Origin of the sequence: Vibrio sp. GLN_1 (genome assembly GCF_043106015.1) — a bacterium.
Taxonomy (GTDB): Bacteria; Pseudomonadota; Gammaproteobacteria; order Enterobacterales; family Vibrionaceae; genus Vibrio; species Vibrio parahaemolyticus.
In genome coordinates this window covers 793925-815414 of record NZ_JBICMD010000036.1, presented here as the reverse complement: position 1 = coordinate 815414, position 21490 = coordinate 793925, and the positions used below count along the sequence as shown (strand labels likewise).

Annotated in this window: 16 protein-coding genes; 7 read left to right on the top strand and 9 right to left on the bottom strand. The window is 46.8% G+C overall.

Annotation, left to right across the window (positions count from 1 at the left end; all coding sequences use genetic code 11):
- Positions 1–41: 41 nt before the first annotated feature.
- From ACF8OV_RS21415 to ACF8OV_RS21390, 6 genes are all read right to left on the bottom strand, one after another.
- Positions 42–1382 (bottom strand): MFS transporter, encoded by a 1341-nt coding sequence (locus ACF8OV_RS21415; RefSeq protein WP_203502973.1) that lies wholly within the window; start codon positions 1380–1382, stop codon positions 42–44.
- Between the two features lie 6 nt (positions 1383–1388).
- A complete protein-coding gene (uhpB, locus tag ACF8OV_RS21410; RefSeq protein ID WP_203502977.1) occupies positions 1389–2891 on the bottom strand; it encodes a signal transduction histidine-protein kinase/phosphatase UhpB in 1503 nt (500 codons plus the stop codon).
- Positions 2891–3499 (bottom strand): transcriptional regulator UhpA, encoded by a 609-nt coding sequence (uhpA, locus tag ACF8OV_RS21405; protein ID WP_140058408.1) that lies wholly within the window; start codon positions 3497–3499, stop codon positions 2891–2893. Before uhpA ends, uhpB begins: the two co-directional genes overlap by 1 nt.
- Positions 3500–3638: 139 nt before the next feature.
- A complete protein-coding gene (gene uhpT / locus ACF8OV_RS21400) occupies positions 3639–5033 on the bottom strand; it encodes a hexose-6-phosphate:phosphate antiporter (protein WP_005479317.1) in 1395 nt (464 codons plus the stop codon).
- 404 nt (positions 5034–5437) lie between these two features.
- Positions 5438–6268 (bottom strand): formate dehydrogenase accessory sulfurtransferase FdhD, encoded by an 831-nt coding sequence (gene fdhD / locus ACF8OV_RS21395; protein WP_140058387.1) that lies wholly within the window; start codon positions 6266–6268, stop codon positions 5438–5440.
- Between the two features lie 53 nt (positions 6269–6321).
- Positions 6322–7206: a LysR family transcriptional regulator gene (locus ACF8OV_RS21390; RefSeq protein ID WP_005460961.1), complete on the bottom strand. Its 885-nt coding sequence runs from the start codon at positions 7204–7206 to the stop codon at positions 6322–6324.
- 665 nt (positions 7207–7871) lie between these two features.
- Between ACF8OV_RS21390 and ACF8OV_RS21385 the strand changes: the two genes are divergently transcribed.
- Positions 7872–10196, top strand: a complete 2325-nt coding sequence (locus tag ACF8OV_RS21385; protein ID WP_025610325.1) for an FdhF/YdeP family oxidoreductase — start codon at positions 7872–7874, stop codon at positions 10194–10196.
- A gap of 107 nt (positions 10197–10303) precedes the next feature.
- Here ACF8OV_RS21385 and ACF8OV_RS21380 read toward each other — a convergent pair whose 3' ends face one another.
- The gene (locus ACF8OV_RS21380) at positions 10304–12007 is read right to left on the bottom strand and encodes an FAD-dependent oxidoreductase (protein ID WP_243191445.1); all 1704 of its coding nucleotides are present in this window, start codon (positions 12005–12007) and stop codon (positions 10304–10306) included.
- A 71-nt stretch (positions 12008–12078) separates the two neighbouring features.
- A complete protein-coding gene (locus ACF8OV_RS21375; RefSeq protein ID WP_005460908.1) occupies positions 12079–12264 on the bottom strand; it encodes a DUF2892 domain-containing protein in 186 nt (61 codons plus the stop codon).
- Positions 12265–12442: 178 nt separating this feature from the next.
- Between ACF8OV_RS21375 and ACF8OV_RS21370 the strand changes: the two genes are divergently transcribed.
- The 5 genes from ACF8OV_RS21370 to ACF8OV_RS21350 are packed head-to-tail and all read left to right on the top strand — an operon-like array spanning position 12443 to position 18057.
- Entirely contained in the window at positions 12443–12751 is a 309-nt protein-coding gene (locus ACF8OV_RS21370; RefSeq protein ID WP_005460911.1) for a metalloregulator ArsR/SmtB family transcription factor, read from the top strand.
- A gap of 28 nt (positions 12752–12779) precedes the next feature.
- The gene (locus tag ACF8OV_RS21365; protein ID WP_005479368.1) at positions 12780–13199 is read left to right on the top strand and encodes a YeeE/YedE family protein; all 420 of its coding nucleotides are present in this window, start codon (positions 12780–12782) and stop codon (positions 13197–13199) included.
- Positions 13200–13209: 10 nt separating this feature from the next.
- Entirely contained in the window at positions 13210–13668 is a 459-nt protein-coding gene (locus ACF8OV_RS21360) for a YeeE/YedE family protein (RefSeq protein ID WP_005479357.1), read from the top strand.
- A 28-nt stretch (positions 13669–13696) separates the two neighbouring features.
- The gene (locus tag ACF8OV_RS21355; protein ID WP_203502980.1) at positions 13697–17005 is read left to right on the top strand and encodes an efflux RND transporter permease subunit; all 3309 of its coding nucleotides are present in this window, start codon (positions 13697–13699) and stop codon (positions 17003–17005) included.
- A complete protein-coding gene (locus tag ACF8OV_RS21350) occupies positions 17002–18057 on the top strand; it encodes an efflux RND transporter periplasmic adaptor subunit (protein ID WP_021454455.1) in 1056 nt (351 codons plus the stop codon). The genes ACF8OV_RS21355 and ACF8OV_RS21350 overlap by 4 nt, the downstream gene beginning before the upstream one ends.
- Positions 18058–18145: 88 nt before the next feature.
- On the opposite strand, the gene ACF8OV_RS21345 is transcribed toward ACF8OV_RS21350, so the two are convergent.
- Entirely contained in the window at positions 18146–19012 is an 867-nt protein-coding gene (locus ACF8OV_RS21345) for an endonuclease/exonuclease/phosphatase family protein (RefSeq protein WP_317676194.1), read from the bottom strand.
- Between the two features lie 309 nt (positions 19013–19321).
- Here ACF8OV_RS21345 and nrdD point away from each other — a divergent pair, with 309 nt between their 5' ends.
- Complete coding sequence (gene nrdD / locus ACF8OV_RS21340; protein ID WP_015313257.1) at positions 19322–21442, top strand: anaerobic ribonucleoside-triphosphate reductase; 2121 nt, start codon at positions 19322–19324, stop codon at positions 21440–21442.
- Positions 21443–21490 lie beyond the last annotated feature (48 nt).

Here is a 21490-nt window from a genome sequence, read left to right as displayed (position 1 = left end):
TTAGGTCACTCGCCAATTTGCCCGAAGGGCGATAAGTTGATTTACAACCGAGGTTTTGGGTCGAGTGGTTTTCGTGATGGTTGTGCTTGCAAAAATGGCAGCAACAAAAGGCCAATGACGGCTGCACAAACTGAAATGGTGATGAAGAAACCCGTCCAATGATACTCTTCAAGAATTAACGCCAATGGATAGCCAGACAATGCTGCGCCCATGTAGGCGAACAAGCCCACGAATCCTGTTGCCGCGCCGGCAGAATCTTTGTGAGAGCACTCCGCCGCCGCCATACCGATTAGCATTTGTGGCCCAAAGACAAAGAAGCCGATGGAGAACAATCCCGCCGCTTGGAATGCAAAGTTGGTCAGAGGCATCAGCCAAAGCGCAGAGACAGACAAGAAAATCCCAATCGCGAACAGCAAGTTCATTGGCCCACGGTTACCGCCAAAGAGTTTGTCTGAGCCCCAACCCGCAACCAATGAACCAACAAAACCACCGATTTCAAACATCGACAGAGCAGCGTTGGCGTTAATCAGGCTATAGTGATGCTGCTCGGTCAAGTACAGGTTTCCCCAGTCATTGATTGCGGTTCGGACGATGTAAACCAACACATAACTGAACGCGAGCAGCCAGATGTATTTGTTGTTAAATACGTACGATTTCAGAATTTCGCGGTAGGTGAGGCCACGTCCGTAATTTTCTTGCGCAAGTTCTAGTGCGTCGTTGCGCCATTGTCCGACACTTGGTAAGCCCATTGTTGTGGGTTTGTCGCGCAATCGCCAACAAACGAATAGACCGAGTAATACCCCGATGATGCCGGGTAGAATAAAGCCTTCACGCCAGCTGTAGTGCAACGTTAAATAGCCCACCAAAATAGGGATCAGAGCGCCACCAACGTTGTGTGCGGTGTTCCAAATCGCCCATAAGAAGCCACGCTCGGAGCGTGAATACCAAGTGGTTAACAGCTTGGAGCATGAAGGCCAGCCCCAGCCTTGGAACCACGCGTTTAAGATCCACAGAGTAATGAAAGCCGCGAGTGAGCTAGAAAAACCGAACGCGATATTGACCAGACCTGTCGCAATCAATCCTAATCCCATGAAATAACGAGGGTTAGAGCGATCTGAAATCGTACCGGAAATAAACTTCGAGCAGCCGTAAGTAATGTAGAAAAGCGTACCGATAAGACCCAAATCACCTTTATCTAAGCCAAGATCGGTAATCATCGCTGGTGCGGCGTAGTTAAAGGTCTTACGAGTAAAGTAGAAACCTGCGTAGCCGATGTACATCCCCAACATAATGTGCAAACGCCAATGGCGGTAACGCTGGTCGATTTGCTCGTTGCTCAGACACGGTTGAGTAAATTTAGGTGAACGTAAAAATCCAAACATCTTGAGTTACACCATAGGTAAAGTAATGCTGATTTGTGTGCCGATCACTTGATCGCTGGTGGAGTAGATAACCATTTTCCCACCCAATGCGTGCACACGCTCTTGCATGCCGCGAACGCCCATGCCTTTCATGCTGTCCTGAACTTTGAAGCCGACACCATCATCGTGAATCATCAGTGACACCGCAGCTTCTCCAATTGTCAGTTTAATATTGATCAACTGCGCTTCTGCGTACTTGGCTGCGTTATTTAATGACTCTTGACATAAACGGAATAGGGTGACTTTGAGTGTGTCACTCAGGCTGGTGTAATCGCCTTGCCAGTTCAGTTGAACAGTCGTTCCGTGATTGGCGAATTCCATCTCTCGCGTCAGTTGCTCGACGGATTCTTTTAAGTCCAAATCATCCAGCATTTTGGGTCTTAGCTTGCTTAACAGTCGCTTAGTGGTGTCGTACACGTTGAGAGAAAGCCCCTCAATGGTATCTGCGCAATGTGCGCTCATTTCCGCGTTATCGATGCGCTTGATGATGTTGGCTTGAGTACGGATAGCGGTAATGTTCTGGCCGATTTCGTCATGCAGTTCGCGGGCAATGTCGCGTCTCACTGATTCTTCCGCTTCGATAAGTTGACGAGACAGGTTTTGATTGCGGGATAGCTCGCCACGCAGTTTGTGGTTGAGATCTTTTTGCTTTTGAACCGCCAAACCCAGCATGATGCCAGTGATGGTTTGAGCTGAAAGAGACAACAACAAATCGGTGATTTCTAGATTTGATACGCCGCTGCGAGCCGCAATCAGCGCGATGCTGTTGAGCATGGTGGCGAGCAGAGCTCCTTGCCAGCCGTAACGCAGAGCAAGCACGATGATTGGAATCGCCATACAAAACGGCGCAAATCGTTTTAACTCTTCAGGCAAACTCGTTTGCACCAGAATGCTGCCTATAAGAAGTACGGCGTAAAATACTATGTGTCGAATGCTGAACACCACAGTGTTGTTCAAAAGATGCGACGTCAGAGGCGACCATCGGCTTTGAAAGAGGTAGTTCCACAGCAGGTAGCACATAGGAACCAGCATCAGCCCACCAGAAATACTGGCTAACCACACCATGTAAACAGAAGGCACGTGAAAGCCGACCGCCATTACGTTGATGAAGGCGGTAATGATGATCACAACGCCCATGACGGCTAAGTGGCGGTTTTGGTCACCGTAGTAGTATTTTTTCGCAATCAGTGTGACAGGGATGCTGGCAACACTGGCGATCAGCACAGTGAGCCATTGAGGTTGCTCTAATAGGGTCGCAAGTGCAATCGTCAGCGCCCATTCTGATACGTAGATTGTTGGCCAGTAAGCGGTGCGAGTGTGCAGCGCAATCCCCAATCGTAAGGCGAATGGGAAAAGCAGAATGGCGAGCTCTGGATCGTTGACAAAGTAGTAGGCGATCACCCACAAACAGAACCAAGCACAGGCCATAACAAACAGACCACAAATCGTTGTGACAGAATAGGCTCGCATTAAAAGGACTCTTGAGAGAATAGTTTGGCGAGCTCAACGTTGTTTTTCACACCGAGTTTGTCGATGGCATTCGCTCGATGAACGTGTACGGTCTTGTGGCTCAAGCCAAGCTCTGCCGCGACGGATTTTACATCCAGCCCTTTGGCTAAAAGCTGGCAAACTTCATTTTCGCGTCTTGTTAGTTGGCAAAGCGATGCAGCTTTGTCACTTGGTGTTGCCAGTTTGATGGCAATGTCGGAGGTAAGATAGCAGCCGCCAGACGCACTGGTTCTCACGGCTTGAATAAGTTCGTCTGGGCTACAGCGTTTGCTTAGATAGCCTTTTGCACCAAGTTTTAGTGATCTTTCCACCATTGCAGGGGAGTCGTGCACGCTTAGCATGACACAGGCAATGCCAGTTGGAATTTCGCTCAGTAAGTTTAATCCGCTCTCATCGGGCATGGAAATATCTAGGATGACGACGTGTGGGTGTACCGCAGGCAAGCCTGTGCGTGCTTCGGCGACAGAACCAAATTCACCAACAACGGTAATATCACTTTCTAAATTTAATAATTGTGCGAAACCAGAACGCACGATGACGTGATCATCAACTAGAGCAACATGAATCATCATTACAACCAAATAGAGCAGACAACAAACAACAATAAGCCCCAAAACGGAGCTAATAGAAAAACCTTTAATGATACTGAATTGATCAACTCATTTTAATGATCTTGCGCGCTTTACCGAAGTAAAGCGCGCAGAGAAGTTAGGCTTGGTTTTGTGCAAGTTGAAGCTTCTTCGCGTGTCGAATCTTCTTCTCTTCCGCGATAGCAACGAAAGCAAGCAAAACAATACAAATCATGGCGGAGGTATCTAGGGCTGCGAAGGTACCTTTCCAGCCTGTTAGACCGAAGATTGGTGTACCGTCTGCAATCATACCGAGACCAAGTTTCGCGAAGCTGTCACCGATTAGGTAAGCGAATGTACCTTTCACACCGTCAGCCACACTGATTGCTTTTTTAGGAACAAAACCAACCGCTGCAACACCGATAAGAAGTTGCGGACCAAACACCAAGAAACCAAGTACGAATAGAGATGACAAGTACATGAATTCATTTGTTGCGTGTTGGTAGAACTCAAGCGATACGATGATCAAACCAAGAGACACACAAGCAACCAATGCGCGGCGACCGTTTGCTAGGTCAGATAAGTAACCCCACATCAAAGTACCCACAAGCGCACCGACTTCGAACAGGGTAAAGCCAGAGATTGCCGTTTCTTTTGAAAGACCAAGCTCTTGGTATGCGTATACCGTTGACCATTGGTCGATACCGATACGCACGATGTAAAGGAAGATGTTGGCAAAGCAAAGTAGCCAGATAACTTTGTTTTTAAGAACGTATTCAACAAAGATTTCTTTTTTGGTCATCTGGTTTTCTTCAGCGGCGGTGTCTTCTTCACTCACTGCTTCATCGAAAAGTTCTTCTACTTTACCTAGACCGTAAGCTTCTGGAGAGTCGCTACCAAAGCGCATACCGATAAAGCCAACGATGATCGCGATGATAGAAGGGAACACGAACATGCCGATTACGTGGCCGTCGAATAGGTAGTTAGCACCGAAAAGAGCAACACCCGCTGCGCCTGCACCACCAACGTTGTGTGACATGTTCCACAAGCCTAGGTAAGAGCCGCGTTTGTTACGAGGTGTCCATTTTGTAATGGTTGAGTAACTAGAAGGGCCACCAGTACTTTGGAAGAAACCACTCAGAGCGTAGAAAGCCACCATCAAGAACAGGCTTGCACTACCACCGCCCATGCTGAAGCTGAAACCAAGCATTGCAAGACCAGAAAGGATCAGCATAAAAGGGAGGAATTGCTTGGTGTTCTTACCGTCAGCGTAGTAAGACACAACGGTTTTACCGATGCCGTATGTGATTGAGAAGCCAAGGCCAATAAGACCTAGGTCTGTCATGCTCAAACCGTAAGTTGAGATCATGTCGTTTTGCGCGACATTGAAGTTCTTACGAATCAAGTACATGGTTAGGTAGCCGATGAATACGACCAAGTAAGATTGGATGAACGGTTTAAACCACATCTTTCTTCTAACTTCGACAGGAAGATCGAGGGTCGGCTTCCGCACCTGTTCGAGGAATTTTAACATGATGAACTCTCTTGTAATTGTTTTAGAAACACAACGGAGACCGTTATGTGCTCTTGTTACCTTTGACTGAGCGGAATTCTAGAGAGTGGTTTTGTGAGGCACATGAGATGGTTGCCTAGATCGACTAGGAAAAATTCCTAGAAATGCCTAGGCAGGCGGAAAAGCGTGAAAAGAGTCACACAAAATCCTTACTAATTTATAGGTTTTTGACTGAGTTCTTGTCAATTGGAAAGCGTTCAAATGCAAACGGATTAATATGCGTAAGCGTAGTGCTGACAAGGGGTGAGTACGTTTGGTTGGAAGAATAGTGTCTCGTTGCTAGCTATTAATCGCGAACGAGAAGCAAACAACAGAGACCCAGAGGTCTCCGTTAGAAATATTAGGAATTCGGCTAGGTTGACGTGTTAAGGGGCAGGGCTGTATAGACGCGGCGAGCCGTGTTTTGGTAAGTGAATTAGGTTCAAATGGTTTCTTCTTGCCCATTCGACAGTTAACGCTGTAGGTGCAGATAAGCAAACCAGAGTGGGGATACGCGCGCGAACGGCTTTGTGGATCAACTCCAAGCTGCATCGGCTTGTCATGATAGCGAAGCCACTTTGAGGCTCGATGTGATTGTTGGCCAATGCGCCAATCAACTTATCTAGCGCGTTGTGGCGGCCGATGTCCTCTCGGCACAACTTGATGTTGCCTTGTAAATCTGCAAATAAAGCGGCGTGTAACGCGCCAGATTCACGTGCGGCTTCTTGATGCAGTGCGACTTTGTCTCGCAGCCCTTCAAACACATCGGAGCGCGGAGGAAGAGACGGTGTCAGCGGTGCTAAATCAGGCAAAGCTTGTTCAAGAGCCTCGACGCCACAAATGCCGCATCCGGTTGTGCCAGTAAGATTTCGGCGTTGTGTTTTTAACGCCCAGAAAGCGCGGTTGCTGATTTCCACTTCCGCATAGTGAGATTCGTGATCGCCGCCAATTTCAATGTCTTTGATCTCTTTGAAGTCGTGGACGATGCCTGTGCTTAGGCTAAATCCTTTCACGAAGTCTTCCAGATGGCCTGGCGTCACCATCATGACCGCTTGGCTAATGCCGTTGTAGCTGATAGCTAAGGCGGATTCACTCGCCAGCGACATTTGTTGCACTGGGCGGCCATCAATCAATTCTCGGTAATTGAACGCACTTGGTTGAGGTGGTGCTTGATTGAAATCGGACAGTTCAAAATAAGATTGAGTAGTACATCTCATGAAATCACCTCATAAGCCGTTATGTATGCCAAAAATTGACGTGTGGATTCTTGTTATCGATTGAATATGTTTTTTGCTTCTGCGAAGCACTGATCGGTTAGCGCGGAGAAGGGTTCTTGTTTTCGCTTTAACAAACCTAGCGGGGCGTGAACGGCGGCTTCTTCGATAGGGATAATGCGAAGCGTATCGTTCAACTCTTCCAATCCACAATTCAGCGGCATAATGGCGCAACAAAGGCCACTGGTTACTGCTTGGATCAAGTGAAAGGTGGAGTTACTTTCAATGACGGTTTGCGGAACCAGCCCTTTACTCACAAAGCTAAGATCAATGGAGTGGCGATAGTGCATACCCTTTGAAAGCAGCCCTAGCGGAATGTTATTGAGTGACTCCCACAACACTTCAGATTCGGCAAAATCAAAATGACGCTCATCGAATAAAACGCCAAGTTTGGTTGAATCTAGCTCGATAACATCAAAGTAAGCGGTGTTGACTTGATCGACATAACACATCCCCAAATCAAGTTGATTGCGATTGAGTTGGTCTATGATCTGTTCGGTCGTCATGGAGAGTATTTGAAAGCGTAACTCAGGGAACTGTTGAGCTAATGGTTTGAGCAATTGCATAGGGTTTTGGCTGGCGAGTGGCACCATTCCAAGCCGAAGAGAGCCGACCAATTGACCACGGCAGTTGGCGGCTTCGGCTTGCAATCCATCATGAGCTGCTAAGACGGTTTTTGCCCAAGCTAAAATGCGTTCTCCGGCTTCAGTAAATCCCTCAAATCGTTGACTTCTTTGGATTAATTCGAGATCGAGTTCTTCCTCTAAGCTTCGGATTCTCATGGACAAGGTAGGCTGCGTAATGTGGCACAATGCGGCGGCTTGACCAAAGTGTTTGGTCTGTTCAAGTGCGATGAGATATTTAAGTTGTTTGATATCCATAATGGCTTGTTAACCTTGCGTTGTGAGTCACATGTACGGGGGAACTCCCTAAAAAGGGCACAGCACTACCGTATTTTTTAAGCGCTGGAGCGTTTTAACTGGGAATGGAAAACCAAAACCAAGTCAAGAATAAAACCACACTCAAAATTGATCTGAATCAAGGCTATTCCTGATATTAATTAGGGTCAAATTTAAAGTATCTATAGTGTGATAGATATTATCTATTATCAAGAGTGCCGATTTTATTGAGTTCGTTAAGCGAACTAGGTGGAATCGAATAGGAAAACGATTAACCTCATAAATTGTATTGATTAAAAATGTGATAACCGTCAGTGGAAAAATTCGTCATAGATTTTGTTTATCACTCGGTCAGGATTATCAATTGGACGCATATTGAATATCGACTTAATCTTTGATTTAGATCAAGACGCAACAATGCAAATTGAATCTAACAGTCTTAGAAACAGTAGGCGGGTATCCGATATCAAGAATCTAGATAAGTAAACGCTCGGACAAGCGAGAGTATGTTGAGTGGTTACTTATTTGGATTAAAAAATACATGGATTAGAAACTAAGCCCTTCAATACTTCCGCATTATCTCAATAAATAACGCGCTTGTTTTCACGGGCACCCTGCTTGCTGGTATATCTGCGAGGAGTAAAGTCGTGAGCCAAAAAGAACAAATAAAAACATACAAAGGTCCAGCTGGTGGTTGGGGTGCACTGAAAGCCGTAACCAGAAGTTGGTGGGGCAGTGAAAATGCAGTTAAAAACATTCGCACTATGCTCAAAACCAACCAAAATGGCGGTTTCGACTGTCCGGGATGTGCATGGGGCGAGTCGCCAGATAGTGGTAAAGTCAATTTCTGTGAGAATGGCGCGAAAGCGGTAAACTGGGAGGCGACCAATCGTCTGGTTGATCCTGAGTTTTTTGCCAATCACAGCGTTTCATCTCTCTCAACGCAAACCGATTACTGGTTGGAATACCAAGGCCGTATCACGCACCCAATGCGATACGATGCCGAGTCCGACCACTATGTACCTGTCTCTTGGGATGAGGCTTTTTCTCTTGTGGCTAAACATCTCAACCAATTGGATTCACCACACCAAGCGGAGTTTTATACCTCTGGCCGTGCAAGCAACGAAGCGGCGTTTTTGTATCAGCTATTTGTGCGCGCATTCGGTACCAACAACTTCCCAGATTGTTCCAACATGTGTCACGAAGCCAGTGCAATAGGGATGAAAGACACCATTGGCGTTGGGAAAGGCACAGTGATCTTTGATGATTTTGAAGAAGCCGACGCGATTTTTGTGATTGGTCAAAACCCAGGCACGAATCACCCACGAATGCTTGAACCTCTGCGCGAAGCGGTAAAACGTGGTGCTCAGGTTATCTGTCTAAACCCGCTGAAAGAGCGCGGATTAGAGCGTTTCCAAAACCCACAAATGCCGATTGAGATGTTGAGTAACGGCTCAGAACCTACCAACACGGCGTACCTACGTCCTGCTTTGGGCGGAGACATGGCAGTGTTTCGTGGCATCGCGAAATTCTTGTTGCAATGGGAACGCGAGGCATTGCGAAACGGTGGCAAAGCGGTATTTGACCGTGAATTCATCAAGCAACACACGATAGGTATTGATGAGTATTTGGCTGAAGTGGACGCAACCTCTTGGGAACACATCGCGGAACAATCGGGTCTTGATTTAAGTGAAATCGAGATGGTGGCGAGCATGTATCGACGTGCAGAACGTGTGATCATGTGTTGGGCGATGGGGTTGACTCAGCATCGTCACTCTGTGCCAACCATTAAAGAAGTCGCAAACGTGCAAATGTTACGAGGTAACGTTGGTAAGCCGGGCGCGGGTCTTTCACCAGTGCGTGGTCACAGTAACGTTCAGGGCGACCGTACGATGGGCATTGATGAAAAACCTTCAGATCTGTTGTTGGATCGCATTGAAAGTCGATTTAACTTTGCCGTCCCGCGTGGTGAAGGCCACAACACTGTGCAAGCCATTAAAGCGATGGAAGAAGGGCAAGCGAAAGTATTTATCGGTTTGGGCGGTAACTTTGCACAAGCAACGCCAGACACAGAACGTACGCACAACGCGATGCGAAACTGTAATTTAACCGTACACATTTCGACGAAGTTAAATCGTTCTCACCTTGTCACAGGTAAAGATGCGCTTATTCTTCCGTGCTTAGGCCGTACCGAGATTGATCAGCAAGCGACGGGCCCACAAGGTGTGACGGTTGAAGATACTTTCAGCATGGTACATATCTCATTTGGTCAGCTAAAACCGCGTTCGGAGCATTTGCGTTCAGAACCAGCGATTATTGCCGGTATTGCCAATGCTACACTCGGGGCAAAACCAATTGATTGGTTGTGGGCGATTGAAGATTACGACCGTATTCGCGATTTGATTGCCGACACGATTCCGGGCTTTACCGACTTTAACCATAAGCTTAAACACCCGGGTGGATTCCACTTGGTAAACCCAGCTGCTGAGCGTCGATGGAACACACCAAGCGGCAAAGCGCAGTTCAGCTCTAGCGAGTTGCCGAAGCAGTTGATCAGCGAAGCGATACTCGAAAAAGGCCAAAAGCCAGATTTGATTTTGCAAACCATGCGCTCACATGACCAATACAATACGACACTTTACGGCTTGAATGACCGTTATCGTGGAGTATTTGGCATGCGCGAAGTGCTGTTCATCAATGAAGCGGATATTCGTAAACTCGGATTTGAACCGGGCGACAAAGTGGACATGGTGTCATTGTGGGAAGATGGCGTTGAGCGCCGTGTGAGCGGATTTACGCTTGTTGCCTATGATGTACCAGCAGGTCAGGCGGCGGCTTACTATCCAGAAACAAACCCATTAGTTCCTTTGGACAGTTATGGGGATAGAACATTTACGCCAACCTCCAAGTTTATTGCGATCAAATTGGAAAAATCGACATCCGATAAAATCGCTTTGGTGGAAACGGAATAGTTACTAAACTAGCGCTACAATATTCGGGATAAGAAAAAACGGCTGATATATGTATCAGCCGTTTCTATTTCTCAAATCAAACCGATGTAATGTTTGCGAAGATTACATTACGCTTTTGCAAACTTGTAAGTACGGTAACCACCAATCAAGTTACGAGCTTTGTAACCGTTGTTGACGAGTTGACGGTATGCCACGTTACCGCGCAAGCCTACTTGACAGTAAATCACAATCTCTTTGTCTTTTGGTAGTTCACCCATACGATGGCGCAGCTGATCAACCGGAATGTTGATTGCCCCTTCAAGATAACCAACAGACTCCAATTCACCCGGGTTACGGACGTCGAGGAGAATTTGATCTTCAGTCAGGTTGTCGATTTCATCGTAATGAATCGCCGTTGCGTCACCTTTGATGATGTTATTTGCCACAAATGCCGCTTGGTTGATCACATCTTTCGCACTGCCGTAAGGTGGCGCGTAAGTCAGTTCAAGATGCTGCAGTTGTTCAACCGTCATGCCAGCACGTTGTGCAACAGCCATAACGTCGATGCGTTTATCGATGCCATCTTTACCAACTGCTTGAGCACCTAAAATCTTGCCTGATTGTGGGTCGAACAACATTTTGAACGACACCACTTCAGCGCCAGGGTAGTAGCTCGCGTGGCTTGCTGTATGCACGTACACTTTGTCGTATGCGATACCAGCGCGTTTTAGTTGCTTCTCGTTTTTACCGGTAGAAGCCACTGCAAGGTCAAAGATCTTACAAATCGCTGTCCCTTGTGTGCCTTGGTAGGTTTCTTTGCGGCCGAGCATATTGTCCGCTGCCATACGGCCTTGACGGTTTGCCGGGCCTGCAAGTGGCACTAGAGTTTGCTCGCCAGTCACGAAGTCTTTCTCTTCTATCGCGTCGCCGACAGCGTAGATCGAAGGATCGCTGGTTTGCATGTATTCGTTCGTGTAAATACCGCCTAGCGCACCAATTTGAAGGCCAGCTTCTTGCGCCAGTTTTGTCTCAGGACGTACACCGATTGCCATGATCAGAATATCGGTAGTGAGTTTTTCACCGTTGTTCAGTGTTAACTCCAATTCACCTTCTAGGTGTTGGTGTTTCTCACTCTCACCAGAGTCGAAACTTGCAACGTGCTCGTTAGGTACGAATTTCACAGATTCAAGCGCGACGCCAAGTTTGAGGTCGACACCTTTGTTACGAATTTCTGCATGAGCAAAACCTGCCATTTCACGGTCTACTGGCGTCATGACTTGGTCTGCCATTTCGATCAGAGAGGTTTTAATGCCAAGTTGGTGGAAGGCTTCCATCATTTCTAAACCGATGAAACCGCCGCCAACAACCGTCGCATGTTCTGGTTTGTTCATTTGGATCGTTTCGATGATGCGATCCATATCTGGAATGTTACGTAGCGAGTGGGTGAGCGGGTTATCGAGGCCTGGGATTGGTGGAACAATAGGACCAGCACCTGGGCTAAGCAGTAGGAAGTCGTATGATTCTACGTATTCAGACTCATCCAACAGGTTTTTGATCGTAACGGTTTTGTCCTGTCGGTTAATAGAAACTACTTCATTCATCACGCGAACATCAACGTTAAAGCGTGCTAAAAAGCTTTCTGGCGTTTGCAGTAGTAACTTACTGCGTTCTTGGATATCGCCGCCGATGTGATAAGGCAAGCCACAGTTGGCAAATGAAACAAACGGGCCACGTTCAAACATGATGATTTCGGCATCTTCGCTTAGACGACGAGCACGCGCCGCCGCAGATGCACCACCTGCAACACCACCGACGATTAAGATCTTAGTCATTTTTAACTCCAAGTTTTAGGGCGAGCTGACCTTTCACGAATAGCCAGTGTGAAAGGTCACTGCGCTCTAGATTATCTAAAACCAAATTTCTTTAAAAAATAAGCAGCAGGGCAGATTCCCGTGTAAGCACTTTGAATAAGATTAACGCCGATAAACACGGTGAACCAAATGAAGTTACTGTGAACGAACACGGTTAGTATGACCGAGACCAATACCATCGTGCCTGCAAAAACTCGTACTGCATTTTCTAACGTCATAACTCTTCTCCTTCGTACTCTCAAACTGAGAACGCCATCCTTTGATGTTCATCACTATAATTAACTAAATTAGAAATGTCTAATGTTAATTTATCTAAATTCACAGTTGCTAATTTAGTGTTGACTAAATATGTTGTTTTAGTAATATCTAATTTAGTTTTTAATGTAGAGGTGAGTCATGAGCTATACAGATATGGATGTAGCAGCAATGAAAGGCAATGCCAATGAAGCTGCTGATCTCCTAAAAGTAATGGCACATCCGGAAAGGCTAATGGTGTTGTGCCAACTGACCCAAGGTGAAGTTGGTGTTGGGGAACTGCAAAAGAACTCGTTCCTTAGCCAATCCGCCTTTTCACAGCACTTAACGGTGCTTCGCAAGCACAAATTGATCACGGCTCGTAAGGCATCACAGCAAGTGTTTTATTCGTTGTCAGAACCGAGAGTTGAGTCATTAATTAAAGCGCTTCATGGCGTTTTCTGTAACTAATTCGTAGCTAAGATTTTAGAGGTAAATAATGTTAAACGTTATTCCATGGGAATCGTTGTTTGGTGGCATTTTGTTAGGGATCTCCGCCACTATATTGTTGTTGGTTAACGGTAAAATTGCCGGAATCAGTGGAATTATGAATGGCATTATGTCACCGAAAAAAGGTGATTATTCGTGGCGATTGCTTTTTGCGGTTGGAATGATAGCTGGTGGCTTGATTAGCGTTCTGATGTTGGGCGTTGCGGCTCCTAGTACCGCGAACCTTTCTTTAGGGATGGTGATTGCCGCGGGTTTATTGGTCGGAATCGGGACCAGACTGGGTAACGGATGTACTAGCGGACACGGCATTTGTGGCATGGGCCGTTTGTCTAAGCGCTCTATTGTGGCGACCTGTGTATTTATGGCCGTCGCTGGCCTAACGGTATTCGTTCGACTTCACCTAGTTTAAGAGAGATTCCATGAACAAGACTATTTTTCGTTTTTCTGCTCTTTTGAGCGGTGTGTTATTCGGTATGGGCATGGCGGTGTCCGGCATGATCGACCCAGCTAAAGTCATTGGATTTTTAGATATTTCTGGCAGTTGGGACCCAAGTTTGGCTTTTGTGATGGGCGGCGCACTCGCGGTATTCATGCCAAGCTATTTTTTAATCATCAAGCCGAGAAAACAATCAGTTAGCGGTGAAGCGTTTTGCACACCAACCAATAAGAACATCGACGGACGTTTGCTATCTGGTGCGGCGATCTTTGGTTTAGGTTGGGGTTTGGCAGGTATTTGCCCTGGCCCTGCAGTTGCGAGTCTGGCATTAGGCAACGTGAGCATTGTAGTGTTCTTCCTTGCGATGTTAGTTGGATCTCTGTTCGCGAAAGCGATCATTACTCACCGTAACGCGAAGAAGATGAAAACCGCGAACGCGTAAACAATCAATCTGATATGGAGGGGAAAGGATGCCCGACAAACTAAAGCGAAGTTTTGTTCAATCTGTGATGAACAGCTTTTTCCCTCCGATCATGATCTTACTCGCGCTTGTGGTCGGTGCCGCAGCCTTGTGGTTGACCCCGAAAGAGGAAGACCCGCAAATCGTTGTGCCGATGGCAGATGTATTGGTTTCGGCTCCCGGACTCAGCGCTTCTCAAGTCGAAAATCAAATCACTGAACCATTAGAAAAGCTTGTTAGCCAAATTGACGGTGTGGAATACGTTTATTCTTCGTCAATGGAAGGTGCTGCGCAGGTAATCGTTCGTTTCTATGTCGGCGAAAACCGGGAAGATGCTCTGGTCAAGCTGTATAACAAACTCTATTCCAACCAAGACAAAGTTCCTCCTTCTGTCACTAACTGGCTTGTAAAGCCTGTTGAAATCGATGATGTACCCATTGTTGTTGCCGCAATTTATTCCACCGATCCAGACATTCTCGATCGCCATCAGTTGAGACGTATTGCAGACCAAGCCACGTTAGGCATTAAATCATTGGATGCCACCAACAAGGTGGAAGTGATTGGCGGTGAGCCGAGAAAAATCCAGATAGAGCTTGATTCCGTTGCGATGGCAAACTTCAAAGTAACCATCGATGACCTCGAACAGGCCATTCAGCTCAGTAATAGCAAAACCCAAGGCAAGAACGTTCGCGTAAACGGGCAAAATTACACATTGGAGTCGGGACGGTTTCTGACCAACGCCGAAGAGGTTGGCGATCTTGTTATCGCGGTGCTCAATGGCAAACCCGTTTATTTGAAAGATGTCGCGCGTATTTACGACGGTGAAGGTGAGGCAACATCCGATACTTGGTATCGCGATAAAAACCACGATGAAGCATACCCAGCGGTGTTTATTTCTGTCGCTAAACAAAAAGGCTCGAACGCGGTTAACGTGGCTCAGTCTGTTCGGGATAAACTGGCGGAGCTTCAATCCGAGCAGTTTCCTCCACAAGTGCAAGTTGCAGTCATTCGCGACTATGGCGAAACGGCGAATGCGAAAGTAAACAACTTGGTATCAAGCCTTGGCATCTCTATTCTAACGGTCGTGGTGTTTGTCGGTTTGTTCTTGAACTGGCGAAGCGCATTGGTGGTTGGTATCGCGATTCCGATTAGCTATGGTGCCGCGCTCGGGATGGACTTGGCATTTGGCTATTCCATCAACCGAGTCACACTCTTTGCGTTGATTTTGGCACTAGGTTTGATCGTGGACGATCCGATCGCGAGTATCGACAACATTGAACGCTACCTCAAACGAAAAAATCTAACACGAACCAATGCGATTGTTCTCGCCATGGCAGAAATTCGTAGCGCCTTGTTAATGTCGACGGTCGCAATCGTGATCGTGTTTACGCCGATGTTTTTTATCACTGGGATGATGGGGCCTTACATGGCGCCACTGGCGTTCAACGTTCCGATCAGCGTTATCTTTAGTACCGTTGTCGCGTTTATGATCACGCCTTGGCTTGCCAAGAAGCTACTCAAAGGTGCTGAGGAAAACGGCCACTATGACATCCAATCGTCGCCGATGTATCGTTTGTATCGTGGTGTGTTGATTCCGCTACTTGAAAGCCGCAAGAAAGCATGGCTTTTCCTTGGTTTGGTTGCCTTGTTGTTCGTCTTGGCAGCATTGTTGCCAGCACTTCGCTTAGTTCCACTCAAGTTGCTGCCTTATGACAATAAAAATGAGTTCCAATTGGTATTAAACATGCCAGAGTCTTCAAGCTTTGTGGATACCTCCAACGCGCTGTCGAGCTTTACGGACTATTTAATGACGGTGCCGGAAGTGACAAGTGTGTCGGGCTTTGCAGGCACCGCTTCCCCAATGGATTTCAACGGCATGGTGCGCCACTACTTTATGCGTAGCGAACCATACCAAGGCGAGCTTCGAGTCGTTCTTGCAGAAAAGAATCGCCGCGCAATGCAATCACACGAACTGGTGACACGACTCAGGGCGGATTTAGAGCAAATTGCAGATAAGTTTGACGCTGACGTGCAGCTAGTCGAAGTGCCGCCAGGACCGCCTGTTATCGCCACCATTACGGCAGAAGTTTACGGTGATGAAGCGACATCTTATGAAGATCTGATGATTCAAGCAGAGAAAGTCGCGGATAGGCTTCGTAAAGAACAGTTGGTTTCTGAGGTGGATACCAGCGTCCAAGGTGATTTAGAAACATGGCAATTCATCGTTGATCAAGAAAAAGCGGCGCTGTCTGGTGTTTCTGTTGCTGATATCAATAACACGCTTATTACCGCCGCGAACGCCAAAGTGCTCGGTTATATCGCCGATCCAAGAGAAGTGGACCCACTACCTATCGAAGTGCAGCTCCGACGCGAAGACAGAGATAACCTGAATCAACTAGAGCAGCTTTATGTGCGAGGCCGTCCGGGCATTGCAAAAGTAGAATCCAATGGGGCGGTTGTGGATGCTCCTCAGCCTATCGTGCAGTTGTCTGAAGTCGGTCATTTTGTGAAACGCGCAGCGGACAAACCGATTTTCCATAAAAACCTCAAGCCTGTTGTGTATGTCTACGCCGAGGTAGTTGGGCGTGTTCCGGGTGAAGTGATTGCCGATGTGATGGCTGACCAAGATACAACTCACGCGGAAGATGTGCATCGTCACTGGCAAGATCGCACGTACTTGAGCAATGGCGCTGGTGTCACTTGGAGCGTGCCAGACAACATCGAAGTGGTTTGGAGTGGTGAGGGGGAATGGAAAATCACAGTGGACGTATTCCGCGATTTAGGCATTGCTTATGGTGCTGCGCTGCTTGGCGTATTTGTGGTGATGTTGATTCAAACTGGTTTACCTGCGGTATCGGGCATCATCATGCTGGCGATACCTCTGACTGTGATTGGGATTATGCCGGGGTTCTGGATTTTGAATGTGTTAAGCAGTGACATCGGTAATTACCCCAACCCAGCTCTGTTCACGGCGACTGCGATGATCGGCATGATTGCGCTAGCTGGGATTGTGGTGCGTAACTCACTCGTTTTGATTGAATTTGTTCAGCAATCGCTGGCTGAAGGTCGTAGCTTACATGATGCGTTGATTGAATCTGGCGTTGTTCGTATGCGGCCAATATTGCTGACTGCGGGTACAACGTTACTGGGTAATGTCGTGATTACGTTAGACCCAATTTTTAACGGTTTGGCTTGGGCAATCATATTCGGAATTACCGCCTCGACCATCTTTACGTTGCTTGTGGTTCCGGTGGTTTACAACCTTGCATACCAAAACACCAAAGGACATGGATTACCTCAGATGGAGGAAGAGCAATGAAATTAGATACCAAATGGTTAGGCGTGATTCTGTTTGCCATACTCGCGCTTCTTTTTCTCTATATGGCTGGATTTTTTACAGAAAAGTTGCCGACAGAACATGACGCGAAAACCAACCAGATTGATGTAAATAACGCAGAGACACATCAACTGATGTTAACCAGCGAACCGGTTGTTCGAGAATTTCCGGGCGTCGTCGTTGCAGAACAACACGCCGATATAGCTGCACGGTTAACGGCATCGGTGATGGAGGTGTTGGTGAAGGTTGGCGATAGAGTGAGGCAAGGAGACGTGTTGGCGCGGCTAGAAAGCGATGATCTCGACGCGCGAGTTCGTCAAAGTGAGCAGGCTTTATCCTCTGCACAAGCGCAGCTCAATGCGGCGAGAAAGGAGTTTTCTCGTGTCAGAGCGCTTTTAAACAAAAAACTGATCCCTCAATCGCAATTTGACCAAGCGGAAAGTGCCTTGCAAACCGCACAAGCCAACTTCAATAAAGCGCAAGCGGCGGTCTCCGAGGCGGAAACGACCTTTGGCTACAGCATCATTACTGCACCGTTTGATGGCTTGATCACGCAAAAGCCCATCAACAAGGGTGATACCGCGACACCGGGGGCTTTGCTTTTATCAATGTACAATCCAAACTCGTTGGAAATAGAGGTGAACTTTGCTGAGTCTGTCATGCCTTATGTGACTTATGATAAAGAAGTGGACGTTGTTTTTCCGTCTTACAACCTCAACGCGCAAGCGGCTGTAAAAGAAGTGACGCCGTCGGCAGATGCCAACTCGCGCAGTTATACCGTAAAGCTTCAATTTGAGCCGCCAACGGCTATCTATCCAGGTACATACGCCAAAGTCGCGTTGACCTTGACCGACGATGTTGTACTTCGCGTGCCAAAAGAGGCGGTTTACCAAGTTGGCCAATTGGACTACGTAAAAGTGGTGCAAGACAGCGGTGAGGTAGAAACTCGGCTTATTCAGCTTGGAGAGTTGGGGAGAGTGCGAACGGGGTTGAAGCAAGGTGACGTAGTGCTGCTGAATCCAAGAGCGCTTTGATAGAACGGTTTCTCTTGTTAACTAGTTAAACGTCTATCTAGCAAACAACATAAAATAGCCCAGCAACATGCTGGGCTATTTTGTTCGTTTAGTTAAGCGTTACCGTTGCGTTTACAGGGCAATGGTCACTCAGTTTGTAATCCAAAACATCTTGTGAGCTGAACAGCGTTTGATGCGCGTTTTTCGCTTTTATTTGCGGGCTCACAATAATGTGATCAATCAAAGAGCGGAATTGGTGTGTTTTGCTTGGGTTCTTATTTGAGCGAACCTTGCAATCGGCTTGAGTATCTCGCGTTACCAATTGTGCATCGTTACCGAGCGTCATGATCGCCCACAACCAATCACGTTGATACGACAAGTTGTGATTGAAATCGCCCATTACGGCATACTGCTCTTTTTTCTTTTCTCTCTCGCTCATCCATTTCGCAAGTGCTTCTCCTTGTTGACTCAGTGTCTGGCAATCACGACTGTTTTTGTACGCTCCGCTGCATCCTGCTTTTAGATGCACAGAGAGCAGGTGAAGCTCGTCCTTTTGGCTTGGGTTAACGACGATGTAACTGGCAAAGCGCAACTTGCTATGACCACGCGTGATTGAGAAGTCTGCTGGGTCAGACACTTCAATGTCTTTGCGCACAGCAAAACCGGTGTACTGATTGGTATCAGAAAACTGAAGGTGCTTATTGTTTGATTGAGCTCGATCAGAGAGATAAATCGCGTAGCCATCGTCTACAGCTTTTTGAACGGCGGCTTTGGAGTCGACTTCCTGAAAGGCGATGATGTCGGCTTGAGTTTTATCCACATATTGGTTGAGTTTGACGAAATCGTCACTGGTTCTCGAAACCTTACCTCCATTTATAGACAGCCATTCTATATTCCAACTGGTTAAGTTGATGGAGTTTTGAGCAAGTGACGTTGAACTAAAAATTAATAAGGTAGTAACAAATAGTGATCGCATATTGGCTTGTTTCACTCCTGGTTTTTAGCGTATTCCTTTCCAACCTTTATTCTATAAGACATCCCAAAAAAGCAAGTAGATTTAGTTCCAATTTTGCAATTTTCACGGTTTTCTTCGCAACTGAGATCAGTACCAATAAGATCGATTTGTTCTTGTCCGCTAGCCGATCTTTATTGATCAAAATCAATGTTTTCAAGTGGTGCTTTTCGTTAAATACGCCACAATATGTTGTGTTAGCAGAATAAAAAATAACCCCATATAGTGTGTTTGTGGATAACTCTGTGAGTATGCTGGGGTAAGGAGAAGAAAGTGAAACCAATCGTAATCAAGCGTGACGGCTCAAGAGCTCCGTTCAACAGGGATCGTATCCAAGCAGCAGTTGAAGCGGCAGCGGAAAACAAAGATAAAGATGTCGCCATTTATGCTCTTAATGTCGCTCTTGCTGTCGAGTTACAGCTAAAAGATCACGATGAAGTTCACATCCATGAGATTCAAGACTTAGTCGAGAATGAACTCATGCAAGGTCCTTACAAAGCCCTAGCACGTTCTTACATTGAATATCGCCATGACCGCGACATCGCGCGTGAAAAGCAAAGTGCACTAACTCGTGAAATCGAAGGCTTGATTGAAGAAAGTAACCTTGATTTGATCAACGAAAACGCGAACAAAGACGGCAAAGTTATCCCAACTCAGCGTGACCTTTTAGCGGGTATCGTGGCGAAGCACTACGCGAAAACGCACATCCTGCCTCGAGATGTGGTTCAAGCACACGAAGTGGGTGACATTCACTACCACGATCTGGATTACGCGCCATTCTTCCCGATGTTTAACTGTATGCTTATCGATTTGAAAGGCATGCTAACGCACGGCTTCAAAATGGGTAATGCAGAAATCGACACGCCTAAATCGATTTCAACTGCGACTGCCGTAACGGCGCAAATTATTGCTCAAGTAGCTAGCCATATTTATGGCGGTACGACAATCAACCGTATCGACGAAGTGCTTGCTCCGTACGTTATGACAAGCTACGAGAAACATCTAGAGATCGCGAAAGAGTGGAACATTGCCGAGCCAGAAGAGTTCGCTAAAGCGCGCACCGAGAAAGAGTGTTACGACGCATTCCAATCGCTAGAGTACGAAGTAAACACACTGCACACGGCAAATGGTCAAACGCCATTCGTTACGTTTGGTTTTGGTCTTGGTACAAGCTGGGCGTCTCGTCTTATTCAGCAATCGATTTTGAAAAACCGTATCGCTGGTCTTGGCAAAAACCGTAAAACCGCGGTATTCCCTAAATTGGTGTTCGGTATTAAAGACGGTCTAAACCACAAGGCAGAAGATCCAAACTACGACATTAAGAAACTTGCACTTGAGTGTGCTTCAAAACGTATGTACCCAGACATTCTTAACTACGACAAAGTCGTGGAAGTAACGGGTTCATTCAAAACACCTATGGGTTGTCGTAGCTTCCTAGGCACTTACGAAGAGGATGGCGAACTTATCCATGAAGGTCGTAACAACCTTGGTGTAGTTAGCTTGAACTTGCCACGTATCGCACTTCGCGCAAAAGGCAGCGAAGAGAAGTTCTATGAACTGCTTGATGATCGTCTACGTCTTGCTCGTAAAGCACTAGAAACGCGTATTTCTCGTCTAGAGAACGTAAAAGCGCGCGTTGCGCCCATTCTATATATGGAAGGTGCATGTGGTGTGCGCTTGAAAGCGGACGATTCGATTGCAGAAATTTTCAAAAACGGCCGTGCGTCAATTTCTCTAGGCTACATTGGCGTGCATGAAACTATCAACGCGTTGTTTGGTACTGAAGCGCACGTTTACGATGATGCCGTATTGCGTGAAAAAGCGGTCGCGATCATCAAACATCTAAAAGATGCGGTGAACCAATGGGCTGACGAAACTGGCTATGGCTTTAGCTTGTACGCAACACCAAGTGAAAACCTATGTAGTCGTTTCTGCCGCATCGACACCAAAGAGTTTGGTTTGATTGAAGGCGTAACAGACAAAGGTTACTACACCAACAGCTTCCACTTGGACGTTGAGAAGAAGGTAAACCCTTACGACAAGATCGACTTCGAGATGCCTTACCCAGAAATCTCAAGCGGTGGCTTCATCTGCTACGGTGAGTTCCCGAACATGCAACGTAACGTAGAAGCGTTAGAAAACGTGTGGGACTACAGTTACACCCGCGTTCCTTACTACGGAACCAACACTCCGATTGATGAGTGTTACGAATGTGGTTACACCGGTGAGTTTGAATGTACAAGCAAAGGCTTTACTTGCCCAAGTTGTGGCAACCACGATTCAACCAAAGTATCGGTGACACGTCGCGTATGTGGCTACTTGGGCAGCCCAGATGCACGTCCGTTTAACTTCGGCAAACAAGAAGAAGTTAAACGTCGAGTGAAACACCTATAAGGTTAATTACCACTCGATTCAACACTTTGAAAATCAACCTGCTTTAGG

Bases quoted from the DNA above. Each gene is read 5' to 3' on its own strand.
- ACF8OV_RS21355 (WP_203502980.1), top strand. From the start codon at position 13,697: ATGCCCGACAAACTAAAGCGAAGTTTTGTTCAATCTGTGATGAACAGC.
- ACF8OV_RS21360 (WP_005479357.1), top strand. From the start codon at position 13,210: ATGAACAAGACTATTTTTCGTTTTTCTGCTCTTTTGAGCGGTGTGTTA.
- fdhD (WP_140058387.1), bottom strand. From the start codon at position 6,268: ATGAGATGTACTACTCAATCTTATTTTGAACTGTCCGATTTCAATCAA.
- ACF8OV_RS21390 (WP_005460961.1), bottom strand. From the start codon at position 7,206: ATGGATATCAAACAACTTAAATATCTCATCGCACTTGAACAGACCAAA.
- ACF8OV_RS21350 (WP_021454455.1), top strand. From the start codon at position 17,002: ATGAAATTAGATACCAAATGGTTAGGCGTGATTCTGTTTGCCATACTC.
- uhpB (WP_203502977.1), bottom strand. From the start codon at position 2,891: ATGCGAGCCTATTCTGTCACAACGATTTGTGGTCTGTTTGTTATGGCC.
- ACF8OV_RS21415 (WP_203502973.1), bottom strand. From the start codon at position 1,382: ATGTTTGGATTTTTACGTTCACCTAAATTTACTCAACCGTGTCTGAGC.
- ACF8OV_RS21365 (WP_005479368.1), top strand. From the start codon at position 12,780: ATGTTAAACGTTATTCCATGGGAATCGTTGTTTGGTGGCATTTTGTTA.
- uhpT (WP_005479317.1), bottom strand. From the start codon at position 5,033: ATGTTAAAATTCCTCGAACAGGTGCGGAAGCCGACCCTCGATCTTCCT.
- ACF8OV_RS21370 (WP_005460911.1), top strand. From the start codon at position 12,443: ATGAGCTATACAGATATGGATGTAGCAGCAATGAAAGGCAATGCCAAT.
- ACF8OV_RS21380 (WP_243191445.1), bottom strand. From the start codon at position 12,007: ATGACTAAGATCTTAATCGTCGGTGGTGTTGCAGGTGGTGCATCTGCG.
- ACF8OV_RS21345 (WP_317676194.1), bottom strand. From the start codon at position 19,012: ATGCGATCACTATTTGTTACTACCTTATTAATTTTTAGTTCAACGTCA.
- uhpA (WP_140058408.1), bottom strand. From the start codon at position 3,499: ATGATTCATGTTGCTCTAGTTGATGATCACGTCATCGTGCGTTCTGGT.
- ACF8OV_RS21375 (WP_005460908.1), bottom strand. From the start codon at position 12,264: ATGACGTTAGAAAATGCAGTACGAGTTTTTGCAGGCACGATGGTATTG.